12 protein-coding genes are annotated in these 12,885 nt (G+C 48.1%); 7 read left to right on the forward strand and 5 right to left on the reverse strand.

Features of this window, described 5'->3' with window-relative positions:
• Positions 1–94: 94 nt before the first annotated feature.
• The 5 genes from alaS to PHQ97_00225 form a co-directional block, all read right to left on the reverse strand.
• Positions 95–2,722 carry an alanine--tRNA ligase gene (gene alaS / locus PHQ97_00205; GenBank protein MDD4391162.1) on the reverse strand — a complete coding sequence of 876 codons (2,628 nt, stop codon included), beginning with the start codon at positions 2,720–2,722 and terminating at the stop codon, positions 95–97.
• An 82-nt stretch (positions 2,723–2,804) separates the two neighbouring features.
• Positions 2,805–3,842, reverse strand: a complete 1,038-nt coding sequence (gene recA, locus PHQ97_00210; GenBank protein MDD4391163.1) for a recombinase RecA — start codon at positions 3,840–3,842, stop codon at positions 2,805–2,807.
• Between the two features lie 109 nt (positions 3,843–3,951).
• Positions 3,952–4,524 carry an RNA 2',3'-cyclic phosphodiesterase gene (thpR, locus tag PHQ97_00215; protein MDD4391164.1) on the reverse strand — a complete coding sequence of 191 codons (573 nt, stop codon included), beginning with the start codon at positions 4,522–4,524 and terminating at the stop codon, positions 3,952–3,954.
• Positions 4,525–4,603: 79 nt separating this feature from the next.
• On the reverse strand, positions 4,604–5,770 hold the full coding sequence (locus PHQ97_00220) for a homocysteine biosynthesis protein (protein ID MDD4391165.1): 1,167 nt from the start codon (positions 5,768–5,770) through the stop codon (positions 4,604–4,606).
• Between the two features lie 83 nt (positions 5,771–5,853).
• Positions 5,854–7,254 carry a M23 family metallopeptidase gene (locus tag PHQ97_00225; protein MDD4391166.1) on the reverse strand — a complete coding sequence of 467 codons (1,401 nt, stop codon included), beginning with the start codon at positions 7,252–7,254 and terminating at the stop codon, positions 5,854–5,856.
• A 266-nt stretch (positions 7,255–7,520) separates the two neighbouring features.
• Between PHQ97_00225 and kdsA the strand changes: the two genes are divergently transcribed.
• The 7 genes from kdsA to raiA all read left to right on the forward strand — a co-directional run bounded on the left by kdsA (position 7,521) and on the right by raiA (position 12,816).
• Complete coding sequence (gene kdsA, locus PHQ97_00230; GenBank protein MDD4391167.1) at positions 7,521–8,360, forward strand: 3-deoxy-8-phosphooctulonate synthase; 840 nt, start codon at positions 7,521–7,523, stop codon at positions 8,358–8,360.
• Between the two features lie 31 nt (positions 8,361–8,391).
• On the forward strand, positions 8,392–8,910 hold the full coding sequence (locus PHQ97_00235) for an HAD hydrolase family protein (GenBank protein MDD4391168.1): 519 nt from the start codon (positions 8,392–8,394) through the stop codon (positions 8,908–8,910).
• Positions 8,911–8,930: 20 nt separating this feature from the next.
• Positions 8,931–9,506, forward strand: coding sequence for an LPS export ABC transporter periplasmic protein LptC (gene lptC, locus PHQ97_00240; GenBank protein ID MDD4391169.1), 576 nt, complete (start codon positions 8,931–8,933; stop codon positions 9,504–9,506).
• Positions 9,507–9,567: 61 nt separating this feature from the next.
• Complete coding sequence (locus PHQ97_00245; protein MDD4391170.1) at positions 9,568–10,059, forward strand: LptA/OstA family protein; 492 nt, start codon at positions 9,568–9,570, stop codon at positions 10,057–10,059.
• A gap of 30 nt (positions 10,060–10,089) precedes the next feature.
• A complete protein-coding gene (gene lptB / locus PHQ97_00250) occupies positions 10,090–10,812 on the forward strand; it encodes an LPS export ABC transporter ATP-binding protein (protein ID MDD4391171.1) in 723 nt (240 codons plus the stop codon).
• Positions 10,813–10,833: 21 nt separating this feature from the next.
• Positions 10,834–12,264: an RNA polymerase factor sigma-54 gene (rpoN, locus tag PHQ97_00255; GenBank protein MDD4391172.1), complete on the forward strand. Its 1,431-nt coding sequence runs from the start codon at positions 10,834–10,836 to the stop codon at positions 12,262–12,264.
• Between the two features lie 12 nt (positions 12,265–12,276).
• Positions 12,277–12,816, forward strand: a complete 540-nt coding sequence (gene raiA, locus PHQ97_00260) for a ribosome-associated translation inhibitor RaiA (protein ID MDD4391173.1) — start codon at positions 12,277–12,279, stop codon at positions 12,814–12,816.
• Positions 12,817–12,885 lie beyond the last annotated feature (69 nt).

Genomic DNA, 12,885 nt, shown 5'->3' on the forward strand with positions numbered 1-12,885 from the left:
AACGCAAAAAAACAGGGGGGTAACCCAATCGACACGACAGGATTCCCCCCCTTCATCACTTTTTACCGCATACGGCTTACTGGGCCTGCTTTTTTCACATGCTTTCGATAATCTCGCAGGCTTTTTCAAGGGCCTGGGACAGGTTCCCGGGTTGCGTGCCGCCGGCCTGTGCCATATCCGGTCTTCCGCCCCCGCTGCCGCCCACCATTCCGGCCAGCTGCTTTACGATTTTCCCGGCCGGATAGCGACGGGTCAGGTCTTGGGTCACGGCGGCTATCAACAAGGCTTTCGGACCGGCTGTTGCGCCCAGAACCACAACGCCGGATTTGATTTTCTCCCGGAGCCGGTCGGCCAGATCGCGAAGCGCCGCCGGATTATCAACCGTCACGCTTTTTACCAGCACGTTGATTCCATTGATCGTCCGGATATCGTCATCGGCTCCGGCCGAAGACATGGCGGCGATTTTAGCTTTCAGTTTTTCCAGTTCTTTTTCGTACGCTTTGTGATCCGCCAGAATTTTTTCAATTTTCTGTTCAACGCCCTGGGGTTTTTCTTTGAGCAACCGGGCAACATGATTGAGCCGGGCTGATTGTTCCTGCACACTGGCCAGTGCCGCATCACCTGTTATCGCCTCGATTCGCCTGACACCGGATGCCACACTGCACTCACTGACAATTTTGAACAGGCCGATATGCCCGGTCTGGCTGATATGAACGCCTCCGCAAAGCTCCCGACTGAACGGCGCCAGAGAAACAACCCTGACCCTGTCGCCATATTTTTCTTCAAACAGGGCAGTTGCCCCGGATTTGAATGCCGCTTCGGCATCCATCTCGACTATCTCTGCCGGAACATTCTGCCGGATGCGCTCATTGACCAGTCTTTCGATACGATTCAGGTCCTGTGAATCCACCTGGGAAAAATGGGTAAAGTCAAACCGGAGCCGATCCGGTGTCACATAAGATCCGGCCTGTTTGACATGATCGCCCAGCACCTCGCGAAGCGCCGAATGCAGAATATGGGTCGATGTATGATTGCAGGCAATCGCCTCCCGTTTTTCCGCATCGACGGTCAACGTGACACGCTGACCTTTTTCCGCCGTACCGGACACGACCGTTCCCCTGTGAATAATCAATCCGGTAGGATCCTTTATCGTGTCGGTGATCCGGATCTGCAGGCCGTCGGAGGTGATAACACCCGTATCCCCCACCTGCCCGCCCGATTCACCATAAAACGGGGTCTTTTCGGTAACAATCTCGATCTGTTGGCCTTCGGTGGCCATCCGGATTTCATTTCCGTCCGCGACGATCAACAGCACCCCGGCCTCGCATGACAGCGTGTCATAGCCCACAAACTCAGGTTTGATTCCCTGAGCGGAAAGGCTTCGGTAGGCATCACTGATTTTGGAAAAAGTCATGACGGATCTGGATTTTTCACGCTGGACACCCATGGCCTCATCAAAGCCATCCATATCTAGGGTCATATCTTTGTCCCGGACCACATCCCGAACTATATCCACCGGAAATCCAAAAGTGTCATACAATTTGAATATGATATCTCCCGGCACTGTCTTTTGGCCCCCGGCCTTCAAATTGTCAAGGGTGTCAGTGAGCAGTTTCAACCCGTTATCCAGGGTTTCCGAAAATCGGATTTCCTCATTGGTAATCACGTTGGTGATAAACGATGAGGCAGCTGCAAGTTCAGGATACGACGGTTTCATGATATCAAATACCACGTTGGCGGTCTCATGTAAAAATGATCGATTAAGACCCAGATGTCGTCCGTATCGAATCGCTCTTCGTATGATCCGGCGAAGCACATATCCGCGTCCCTCATTGGATGGCAGAATGCCATCTCCAATAAGAAACGCCGCTGCCCGGCTGTGATCCGCGATGACCTTCATGGCCACATCGGCTTCCCGGGATTCCCCATAGCGTTTTTCACACAGTATCTCTGCCTTTTTTATGATGGGAAGGATCAAATCCGTTTCATAATTTGTATCCACGTTTTGAATCACGGACACAATCCGCTCCAGCCCCATCCCGGTATCAATGCTGGGCTTCGGCAGGGGCGTCAGCTTTCCGGTTTCATCCCGGTTAAACTGCATGAACACCAGATTCCAGATTTCAAGATACCGGTCACATTCGCAGCCCACCCGGCAGTCAGACCGGCCACATCCGTATTGCTCACCCCGGTCGATCATAATTTCCGAGCACGGTCCGCACGGACCCGTATCTCCCATGGACCAGAAATTATCCTTTTCCCCAAACCGTACAATTCGATCCTTATTGACGCCGACATGGTCATGCCACAAGTCAAAGGCTTCATCATCGTCCAGATACACGGATACCCACAGTTTGTCTTCAGGCAGCTTGTACCCGTTCACCAGCAGATCCCATGCAAACTCAATGGCTTTTTGTTTGAAGTAATCCCCGAAAGAAAAATTTCCCAGCATTTCGAAAAAAGTATGATGCCTGGCCGTATAGCCTACGTTTTCGAGGTCATTGTGCTTTCCACCGGCCCGTACACATTTCTGGGACGATGTGGCTCTCACATAATTTCGCTTTTCCTCACCGAGAAACACCCGCTTGAACGGAACCATCCCTGCGTTGGTAAACAGAAGGGTCGGATCATCTGAAGGAACAAGGGATGAGCTTCTGACCGCCTGGTGATCATGTTTTTTAAAATATTCAAGAAATTGTCTGCGTACATCGTTACCTGTCATTTGAAACTCCGCTACTATAATCCTCTATTTAGTAACTGAACGAAAACTGTCAATTGAAACATATCGTTTTTTTGTTCAGAGGCTATTTAGTTGTTGCACCTTCCGTTTTCCCTGTATCTTCGGAGACTTTGATTACGGACAATCCCAGAGCCTCACGGAGCTTACCCTGAATGGAGGCATAAATATCCGGATTTTCTATAAAAAACCGTTTAACGTTTTCCCGACCCTGTCCAATTCTCTCGTCATTATATGAATACCAGGAACCGCTTTTTGCGACAAGACCGGCTTCAACCCCCACATCCAGAAGATCCCCGGACCGGGATATTCCCTCCCCGTACATGATATCAAATTCGGCCTCTCTGAAGGGCGGAGCCATTTTATTCTTGACCACCCGGACCTTGGTACGGTTGCCGGTAATTTCCTGGCCGTCTTTAATTGCACTGGTGCGACGGATATCCAGCCGGACAGATGCATAAAATTTCAAAGCATTGCCGCCGGTGGTCGTTTCGGGGTTTCCGAAAACCACCCCGATTTTCATGCGGATCTGATTGATAAAAATCAGCGATGTCATCGTCTTTCCGATGGCACCAGTAAGTTTTCTCAACGCCTGGGACATCAGCCTGGCCTGAAGCCCCATATGCGAATCACCCATTTCCCCTTCAATCTCGGCTCTCGGGACAAGGGCCGCTACCGAGTCGATCACGACGATATCAATGGCGCCGCTCCTGACCAGCATGTCAGCAATTTCAAGGGCCTGCTCACCGGTATCGGGCTGAGACACCAGAAGCTCATCACAGTTCACACCGAGTTTTTTCGCATAACTGGTATCCAGTGCGTGCTCCGCGTCAATAAAGGCTGCAATTCCGCCCTGTTTCTGAACCTCGGCAACCGCGTGCAGCGCCAGCGTCGTTTTACCGGATGATTCGGGACCAAAAATTTCTATCACCCGGCCCCGGGGAAGTCCTCCGATACCCAACGCTTTGTCAAGCGCCAGGGAACCGGTCGGTATGACCGGAACATCAACGATTGGGCGACTGCCGAGTTTCATGATCGCTCCCTTACCGAACTGTCGCTCTATCTGGCTCATCGCAGCGTCTACCGCTTTTTCCTTGTCCGGCATATTCATAATATAACCTCCTGATCAGACATTCGGTCTGAGCTTAGGGCCGAGCCCCCTATGAAATAATTCCACACGAACTGCTTTCACCCACAAACACGGAAACGGAGCATCAGCGAGTCAGCTCCGCACTGACCAGCCGGGTATATTCTGCCCCGGCCGGCGTTAACCGGCTTTTATACAGATGAACGGCATTCACCGTAAACGGCTGTGTTTCAAAGCCACCCAACCCGGTCATGGCCGCTATTATCGATCCGGGATCATGCACGTACCGGAACCTCGCCAACGTCAGATGTCCCTTAAATGCCCTTTTTTCCCTGGGAAAACCAACGGTTTCCAACTGGTCTTCAATGGTTTTCTGCAACCGGGACAGTATCGAAATCTGACCGTCAATTCCAACCCATAAAACCCGGGGGCGTCTGATTTCCGGAAAAACCCCGATACCTTTCACCACCAGAGATACCGGGGCATGCAGTATTGCCGTCTCCGTAATAACCCTGCCCACCGTTTCGGCATCAGCCGACCTGATGTCACCCAGAAATTTCAGCGTCAGATGAATATGGTCAGGTTTCACCCATCTTGCATCGAAATTAAATGGTTTCAAATCGTCCTGCAGCTGTCGAAGGCTCAAAATAATCGGCTCGGGAAGATCTGCGGCTATGAAGGCCCGTATTGTATCTGGCATGGCAACTTTGTCCTGTGGAATATCATACGGTGACTGACGGCTTCACAAAAGGTCCGGAAGCGGACTCATCATATGAGTCTCACACAGGCAGCGTAAACTGCGGCTCGCCAAGGGTAAAGCGGCCTTCAGCAATCCACTGTTTCAATATGTCGGCAATTTGACGCGCTTTTACCATACTGGAAAGCGGCACCGTCGGAATCTTTTTCCCGTCGATGGTTATAAAACCGCTTTTGAGCTGAGCATAACTGACCTGCCCGTAACTTTTCGATATCCCCCGTGGATAATCATGACCGTAATCCACAACCCGGGTAAATATTTCTTCATCCGAGACAGAGGTATACCGGGCCATTTCTTCATTCAAAATGGGAATGGGAATGCCCAGTCCCACAGCAAGGGAGGCACCGTAGCCCTGAATGCTGAGACCGACCAGCCAGTCCGGACTCATGGTTTTCATATCTCCCATCACCCACAAGGTGCCGGCAGGGGTAATCGGAATTCCTTTTTCAGTACGTTCCACATTGCCTTTGTGCTGGGTGCCGTACCAGGTGACATATCCGATTCCGCCCCCCAAGAAAATCCGCGTCCCAAGTCCGATCGTCTTATAATACGGATCATTGAACAACGGACTCAGTTGACCGGCCGAACAATAGTTCGCATTTCCGGCTTTGGGCTTGAGCGCCCCCATATACGTATATTTGATTTTGCCGGTCATATTGATGGCGCAGTTATAATTCTGGTATCCGTTTCGAGGATTGCATAATGTCGCCTGCGGGAGTGTATCCAGAGATATCATCTTCTCGATCATCCGGCTTGGATAGCAGTCGGTTCCATAAGCGGTGGCTTTCAGATGTATTTTCTTTCCGGCAACCAGATCCTGAAGGACATGGCCGCCCCCATAATTAAACTCCCCGGGATGGACCTTGTTTTCAGGATCATCTTCACAAAGCGCCGTTGCGCCGATATAACAATCAACGGCCGCTAGCCCTCCATAGGCGGGCACATTATTCAGCCACGTATGAGACGCCTTTATTCCGGGAACGGAATGACCAAAATTAATAAACGCGCCGGAAGAACACATCGGCGCAAATGTTCCGGTGGTTACCACATCCACACGCCTTGCCGCCGCAACCGGCCCCTCGGCCTTTACAATATCTATCATTTCTTCGGCCGTCACGACAACGACTTCACCGGACCTTATTTTGTCATTGATCTGCTGATACGTCTTGTTTACTTCATATTGTTCCATTTCTAAAATATTCTCCCGCTGTACATTCAACCGATACTTCCGCCAGGCCGCGTACAATTTAAAAAAAACGCCGAAATATCAGATCATCCATTCGAAATATTAAGACCGGATTGAACGGTTTTTATCTTATCCGTAATATTATTTCTGATCCAGGACAAATCCCACCATTCAACCGGATTGACGAAGGTATTGTGAACCATCATTCCAAAATGGAGATGATCCCCCCCTGCCATCCCGGTGGTGCCGGTATGGCCGATTATATCCCCTTTTAAAACCATCTGGCCTGTTTTCACATCACAGCTGCTTAAATGGGAATACGTACTGGACAGGCCGAATCCGTGGTCGACGATCACGGTCCTGCCATATATACCTATCGCACCGATAAAAACGATCTTTCCGCTGTTGGCTGCGGGAACGGGCGCAAGCGAAACAGATGCCAGATCCACTCCAAGATGCGTTTGACGATCGATATCACGACCCTGATACACATATCGACGCTGATCAGCAAAACTGGCTTTTCTTGCTGCCCCCTGAAGCCTGAGAAATGCCCCTTCCCAGTACATGGTACCATTGGAATGGCACTGACCGGGTATTCTGGTTATCGTCTCATAGTTTGCCTGCCGGATATCACGATTAACATACAGAAATTTATCTAAAAAGGATGCTGAATCCAATTCCTTCGGCAAATCAGAACCAAATTCAGGCATTTTCCATTCCAGAAATTTATCAGAGATGCGGATAGTGTCAGCTTTAAACGCTTTTTTCCTGATGTAGTGAGGAAATCCGGCCCGGGTGATGTTTCCGGCGATATCGGTCGCCTGGACAGCCAGGCGCGTTCCAGGCCCCTGTTCGTGCCCCAGCGCAAAAAAAGCCAGAAACAGATTCGCATCTTTGAAATAACCGGAATAACCGGGGAAAAATTTATCTCCGACACTCACACCGGTTTCTGAACATGGCTCGGACACTTTATAGACAACAAGCGCTGAGCCACCCTGAGAAACATTATGAACCCGGGTAAGCACTTCGATTTCAGGGGCTCTGGTATCAATGACGATCCGCCTTTCCGAATAGGTTCGATTGCCCCTCCACCACCGGCGCCACGAAAAATCCGATGCAACCATACGGATAACGGCCTCCCCCTCGACAAGTCCCAACTCGCGAGGCTCCAGCGCCACTTCAACTGACGTATTATGGACCTGTCCGCCGTTGAAAACCCCGGCAGCCGGAAATTCCTTTTCCAGCAGCTGAATTTCCTTTCCCTTCTGAAGCAGGCCAATCCACAGACGACGCAGACCGCTTTTGTCATCACTCGCTGAAACCGTGAGATTTTGAGATATACCGATCGACCGAATATCAGGACTCAGGGTCATTGCCGGCGTTTCGCCTTCCAACCGCGTAATCAAAATCCATAAAACCGGCACAACAATGACGGTGCAAAGCAACCCGATGATCCACAATTTAAATTTTTTCTTTTTTTCTTTCAAAAGACTATGCTCCGTGTCATTTTTATCAATTTAAACATGGGATATTAGCAATTAAAGCGGTGCTAATCAAGGCCTGTTTTTCGTTTCTTGACATTTCGGGGGTTGGGTTATAGATTACCTGCATCGTTTCAGAACTGTCAGATCCGAATTCCCGAACGCTCTGGCATTATAGCGATAATCCTTTATCGTTCGCTACCCCCTTTTGGATCAGCTGCTTTTCCAGAAGGGCACTTCATTTTCCCATAGGTTCGAGAGCTGTTTAAATTATGATTACTAAACAAAATACCCATTGCGTCCGGATCAATGAGAGATTATCTATCGGCGGCCCGGATACCCCTCTGGCTCTTATCGCAGGGCCATGCGTTATAGAAGACCATCGAAGCGCTTTTGAAACAGCCCGTTTTCTCAAGGAGCTTACACAGCAACTGGAAATACCGTTCATTTTTAAAGCGTCCTATGACAAGGCCAACCGATCCTCAATTCATTCATTCAGGGGACCGGGATTGGCCGATGGCATTAAAATTTTATCGGATATCAAGAAAAAACTGGATATCCCCATTCTTTCGGATGTCCACTGCATAGATGAAATATCAACCGCAGCCAGGGTGTTGGATATTATTCAGATACCCGCCTTTTTATGTCGCCAGACTGATTTTATCCTGGAGGTGGCTAAAACAGGAAAACCCGTGAACATCAAAAAGGGACAGTTTCTTGCGCCGTGGGATATCGCCAATGTTGCCGAAAAGGTATTATCCACCGGAAATAATCAGATACTGATTACTGAACGCGGCACCATGTTTGGTTACAATAACCTCGTCGTGGATTTTCGCAGCATTAAAATCATTCAGGACATGGCTTTTCCGGTTATTTTTGACGCCACCCACAGCGTCCAGCTTCCTGGCGGACAGGGCAACTGTTCCGGGGGGCAGCGCGAATTTGTTCCGACGCTTGCACGGGCGGCTGTGGCTGCCGGAGCCAGCGCCATATTCATCGAAGTACATAAAGACCCCGACAAAGCACTGTGCGACGGCCCCAATTCATTAAGACTTGACAGCCTTTATGATTTTCTGGCTGGACTCAAAACGCTTCGTTCGGCCCTGATGTGAGCAGAATGGGCCCTAAAGGAATATTTCTGTTATGATCGCCGACAGCCGGTTAAAACAAATTCGACTGCTGCTGCTTGATGTTGACGGTGTGCTGACGGACGGTACAATCATCTACAGCGATACCGGCGTAGAAACCAAAGCCTTCAATGTCAAGGACGGACTTGGAATCAAACTGCTCATGAAGGCCGGGATTCATGCCGGAATTATTACCGGAAGAAGCTCCCCTGCTCTTTTGAAACGAACCCGCGAACTTGGAATCACCTGGATGTTTGACAATGTCACTGACAAGGCCGCCGTGCTCGATCATATTGTATCGGTCAGTGGTATCGATACGAGGCACATGGCATTCATCGGAGATGATTTACCCGATCTCGCCCCGATGAAACGGGTGGGGCTGCCCATCGCCGTGGCCGACGCTGATGAGACCGTCATTGAGCTTGCTCAGATCGTAACGACACGTAAAGGCGGTCAGGGGGCTGTAAGAGAAATCTGTGAAGCGATTCTGAAGGCGCAGGACCTCTGGGGAAAAGCCCTGAACCAATTTTTATGAAGCTTGGCACCGAGCGACCCATGTCTAAAAATATATATATTTTTGCAATTTCATCTGCTATCATTCTTTCGATTATTTTAACGGCTTTATTTTTTGGTTATCACTACAGGGTTAAAAATTTGAGCAATCGGGATCCGGCGTTGCCGGCTGCTGACAATCAGCCGGATATCACCATCAACCGGGTGCATCAGACCGCCACACGCGATGGAATAACCGAATGGAGTCTGGATGCCGATTCTGTCGAATTCATTGATAACAAAAAAGAGGCTGTTCTAAAGAAACTGTCGGTCACTTTCTTCCTGAAAAACAATCAGAAAATTTATCTTACCGCTGATCAGGGAAGCGTGAATACCGAATCGAATGACATCGAAGTGACAGGAAATGTTATCGTAAAAAATCGTAATATCGTAATGAAAACTGACCAACTGACTTATCATCATGCTCAGCGGAGACTGATAACAAAAATTCCGATAGCCATCAACCAGATGACATCCAGCCTGTCTGCCGAATCAATGATGTTCGATCTAAATACCAATAAAGCCTTTTTTAAAGGCCGGGTGGAGGGATGCTTCAGTGAAAGCGCATTGTCTTATTAAGCATATCAGCCCGCGATTTTTATCAATCATAGGTTGCGTATTTACCATAAGCCTCTGGTGTATGCCCGTCTGCGTGACAGCCGGAAAGACCACTGTAACTTCAGACCACAATGCGGATATAAACCAGATCCATATTACTTCGGACCAGCTGATTTATGACAGCACCAGTCAGAATGCCGAATTTATCGGAAATGTTAAAGCGAAACAAACCGATACCGTCATTTTTGCCGATAAACTTAACATTACTCATTCCAAAGAAACTAATCCCGGAAATACCGGCGCTGAGGCAACCATCGAAAAAATTACAGCCACCGGAAACGTTAAAATAATTTTTGGCAATAAAGTTGCCATCACGCAGCAGGCTACCTATATTACACAAACGAAAGTACTGGTGTTAACGGGCAAAAATTCAACGATTTCATCCGGAACGGATTCCATTTCAGGCGCTAAAATCATTCTGGACAGAACCGATGGGCGTATTAAAATTGAAAGCGACCCCGATCAACAAGTTAAAGCCGTGCTGCATTCAGGAAGTGACTCCCTTAATGATTAACTTTATCATCGAAAAACGAACACCGGTATGATGGCCTCTTTAACACTTCAAAATCTGGTCAAATCATACAACGGCAGGCGGGTTGTCAACGGTGTCAACCTGAGCGTTGAAAGCGGAAGTGTTGTGGGACTGCTCGGACCCAACGGAGCAGGCAAAACTACCACTTTTTATATAACCGTTGGCATGATCAAGCCGGATGAAGGCAATGTATCTCTGAACGGCGAAGATATTACGCAGCACCCCATGCATATGAGAGCACGTAAAGGTGTTGGGTATCTTCCTCAGGAAACGTCCATTTTTAAAAAGCTCGACGTCAAGAGCAACATCATGGTTATTCTGGAAACGCTTCCCGTTTCCAAATCGGAAGTAGAGCATCGTGCGGATAAACTTCTTGAGGAACTTGGCATCGATCATCTTTCCGGACATAAAGCCGGGGTTCTTTCCGGCGGAGAAAGACGACGCCTTGAGATCAGCCGGGCGCTTGCAACAAATCCCTACTTCATACTTCTTGACGAACCGTTTGCCGGAGTTGATCCATTAGCCGTCATCGACATTAAAACCATCATCGGCCATCTGAAAAAACGGGGTATCGGGGTACTGATTTCAGATCACAACGTCAGAGAAACGCTTGGTGTATGTGACAATGCGTATATACTAAGCGATGGTAAAATCATCGAATCCGGCTCGCCTCAGAAAATTGCTGCAAGCGAAACCGCCCGCCGGATATATTTAGGAAAAGAGTTCAGGTTATAAAATTAGAGTCCGGGTTATAAAATGGTACTTGAATTAAGGCAACAGCTCAAATTATCCCAGCAACTGATCATGACGCCGCAGCTTCAGATGGCGATCAAACTTCTTCAGCTGTCCAGGTTGGAATTAATGGACACCATTCAGCAGGAACTGGAGGAGAATCCTGCTCTGGAAGAGACAATAGATGCCGCTGACGATATCCATACCGATCCGGTTGAACCCGAACCGATTGAATCCGGGGTCCTCAAAGAGGTAACTATTGGGGAGAAAATCAATGATGATATCGACTGGAGCAATTATATTGATGAATATAATTCACCCGGCAAGGCCAATTTTGAATTCGAAAAAAAGGAGCAAACCAGTTTTGAATCATTTATCGCCAAAAAGGAATCGTTAACCGAGCATCTTTTGTGGCAGTTTATGATGACGGCCCCTTCCATGGAAGAAGAGGCCATCGGCAGTCTGATTATCGGCAATCTGGATAAAGACGGCTATCTGAAGATTTCTATCGAAGACATCGCTGAAACCAGTAATGCATCGCCTGAAAATGTCCAGCAGGTGCTGTCGGTTCTGCAAACGTTTGACCCGGTCGGGGTATGCGCGAGAAATTTAAGCGAATGCCTTATGATCCAGGTAAAAGCGCTGGGGCTCAAGGAAACGATTGTCACGGAAATCATCAACCATCACCTGGCTCATCTTGAAAATAAAAATTACAAGGCCATATGCAAGGCGTTGAAAACAGATATCGAAAACGTTATCTCTGCTGTCAGAATTATCCAGGGGCTTGAACCCAGACCCGGCCGTGAATTCTCGGATGAAGAACCGATTTATATAGTTCCGGACATTTATGTCTACAAAGTGGACGACGATTTTGTTATCGTACTGAACAATGACGGGATGCCACGCCTGCGGATCAATCCTTTTTACAAAGCCTCGATCAGCCAGAATGATCATTCTGCCGACTCGGCCCGGGATTATATACAGGATAAAATGCGATCCGCTGCATGGCTGATTCGCAGTATCCAGCAGCGCCAAAAAACCATCTATAAGGTCATGGAAAGCATTCTGCTCTTTCAGAAAGACTTTTTCGAAAAAGGCATATCCTATTTAAAGCCTATGGTTCTGAAAAACGTGGCACAGGATATAGGCATGCACGAGTCGACGATCAGCCGTGTAACCACCAACAAATACGCGCATACCCCTCAGGGAATTTTTGAATTGAAATATTTTTTCAATAGTTCTATTAATCGTATGCATGGGGGGACAGTGGCATCTGCCAGTGTGATGGACAAAATCAGGCAGATCATCGAAAGTGAGAATTCAAAAAAGCCATACAGCGATAACAAAATCGCTGAAATGTTAAAAGAGTCAAACATTGATATCGCCAGAAGAACGGTAGCCAAGTACAGAGAGATGCTGAAGGTGCTTCCTTCGAACAAACGTAAACAATACTAAAAGGAGTTGTTTATGCAGACTGCTGTAACGTTCAAGAATACCGATCCGTCAGACCATCTGAAAACCTATGTTCAGGAAAAGCTCAACCGATTTGACAAATTTCTTGATAATCCAGCTGAAGCAAACGTAGTTCTTTTGGTTGAAAAATTTCGTCATATTGCTGAAATCAGTATTTCGGGTGACAGGCTCAATATTAATGGCAAGGAAAAAACCAACGACATGTATTCAGCCATCGATCTGGTTATTGACAAGCTGGACAAACAGATAAAAAAAAGTAAAGAAAAATCAAGAGAGTATAGAAACAATTCAAAATCAAAGACAAAAACCAGACCGACCCCCTCCCCAGCGCCGGGAGATTATGACAATTTAATCAAAACAGATATCAAGGTCAACCATATTGAATACAAGCCCATGGATGTGGAAGAAGCCGTCATGCAGATGGATCTGATAACAAATCAGTTTCTTGTCTTTACCAATGCAAGAACAGAGGCAGTCAATGTATTGTATCGACGCAACGACGGGAATTACGGGCTCATTCAGCCTAACGTCTGATTGGCTGCCCCCCTTGCTCACACATGCCAGTCCCGGAAAGGATACAAACTTGGCATAGAAACCGGAGTT

The sequence above is a fragment of the Desulfobacterales bacterium genome (assembly GCA_028704555.1).
In the GTDB taxonomy this organism is placed as follows: domain Bacteria; phylum Desulfobacterota; class Desulfobacteria; order Desulfobacterales; family JAQWFD01; genus JAQWFD01.

What these genes read in the sequence shown, in the direction of transcription:
- thpR (MDD4391164.1), bottom strand. Translation starts at nt 4,524, where the DNA reads ATGCCAGATACAATACGGGCCTTCATAGCCGCAGATCTTCCCGAGCCG.
- kdsA (MDD4391167.1), top strand. Translation starts at nt 7,521, where the DNA reads ATGATTACTAAACAAAATACCCATTGCGTCCGGATCAATGAGAGATTA.
- recA (MDD4391163.1), bottom strand. Translation starts at nt 3,842, where the DNA reads ATGCCGGACAAGGAAAAAGCGGTAGACGCTGCGATGAGCCAGATAGAG.
- PHQ97_00235 (MDD4391168.1), top strand. Translation starts at nt 8,392, where the DNA reads ATGATCGCCGACAGCCGGTTAAAACAAATTCGACTGCTGCTGCTTGAT.
- rpoN (MDD4391172.1), top strand. Translation starts at nt 10,834, where the DNA reads ATGGTACTTGAATTAAGGCAACAGCTCAAATTATCCCAGCAACTGATC.
- lptC (MDD4391169.1), top strand. Translation starts at nt 8,931, where the DNA reads ATGTCTAAAAATATATATATTTTTGCAATTTCATCTGCTATCATTCTT.
- PHQ97_00245 (MDD4391170.1), top strand. Translation starts at nt 9,568, where the DNA reads ATGCCCGTCTGCGTGACAGCCGGAAAGACCACTGTAACTTCAGACCAC.
- raiA (MDD4391173.1), top strand. Translation starts at nt 12,277, where the DNA reads ATGCAGACTGCTGTAACGTTCAAGAATACCGATCCGTCAGACCATCTG.
- alaS (MDD4391162.1), bottom strand. Translation starts at nt 2,722, where the DNA reads ATGACAGGTAACGATGTACGCAGACAATTTCTTGAATATTTTAAAAAA.
- lptB (MDD4391171.1), top strand. Translation starts at nt 10,090, where the DNA reads ATGGCCTCTTTAACACTTCAAAATCTGGTCAAATCATACAACGGCAGG.
- PHQ97_00220 (MDD4391165.1), bottom strand. Translation starts at nt 5,770, where the DNA reads ATGGAACAATATGAAGTAAACAAGACGTATCAGCAGATCAATGACAAA.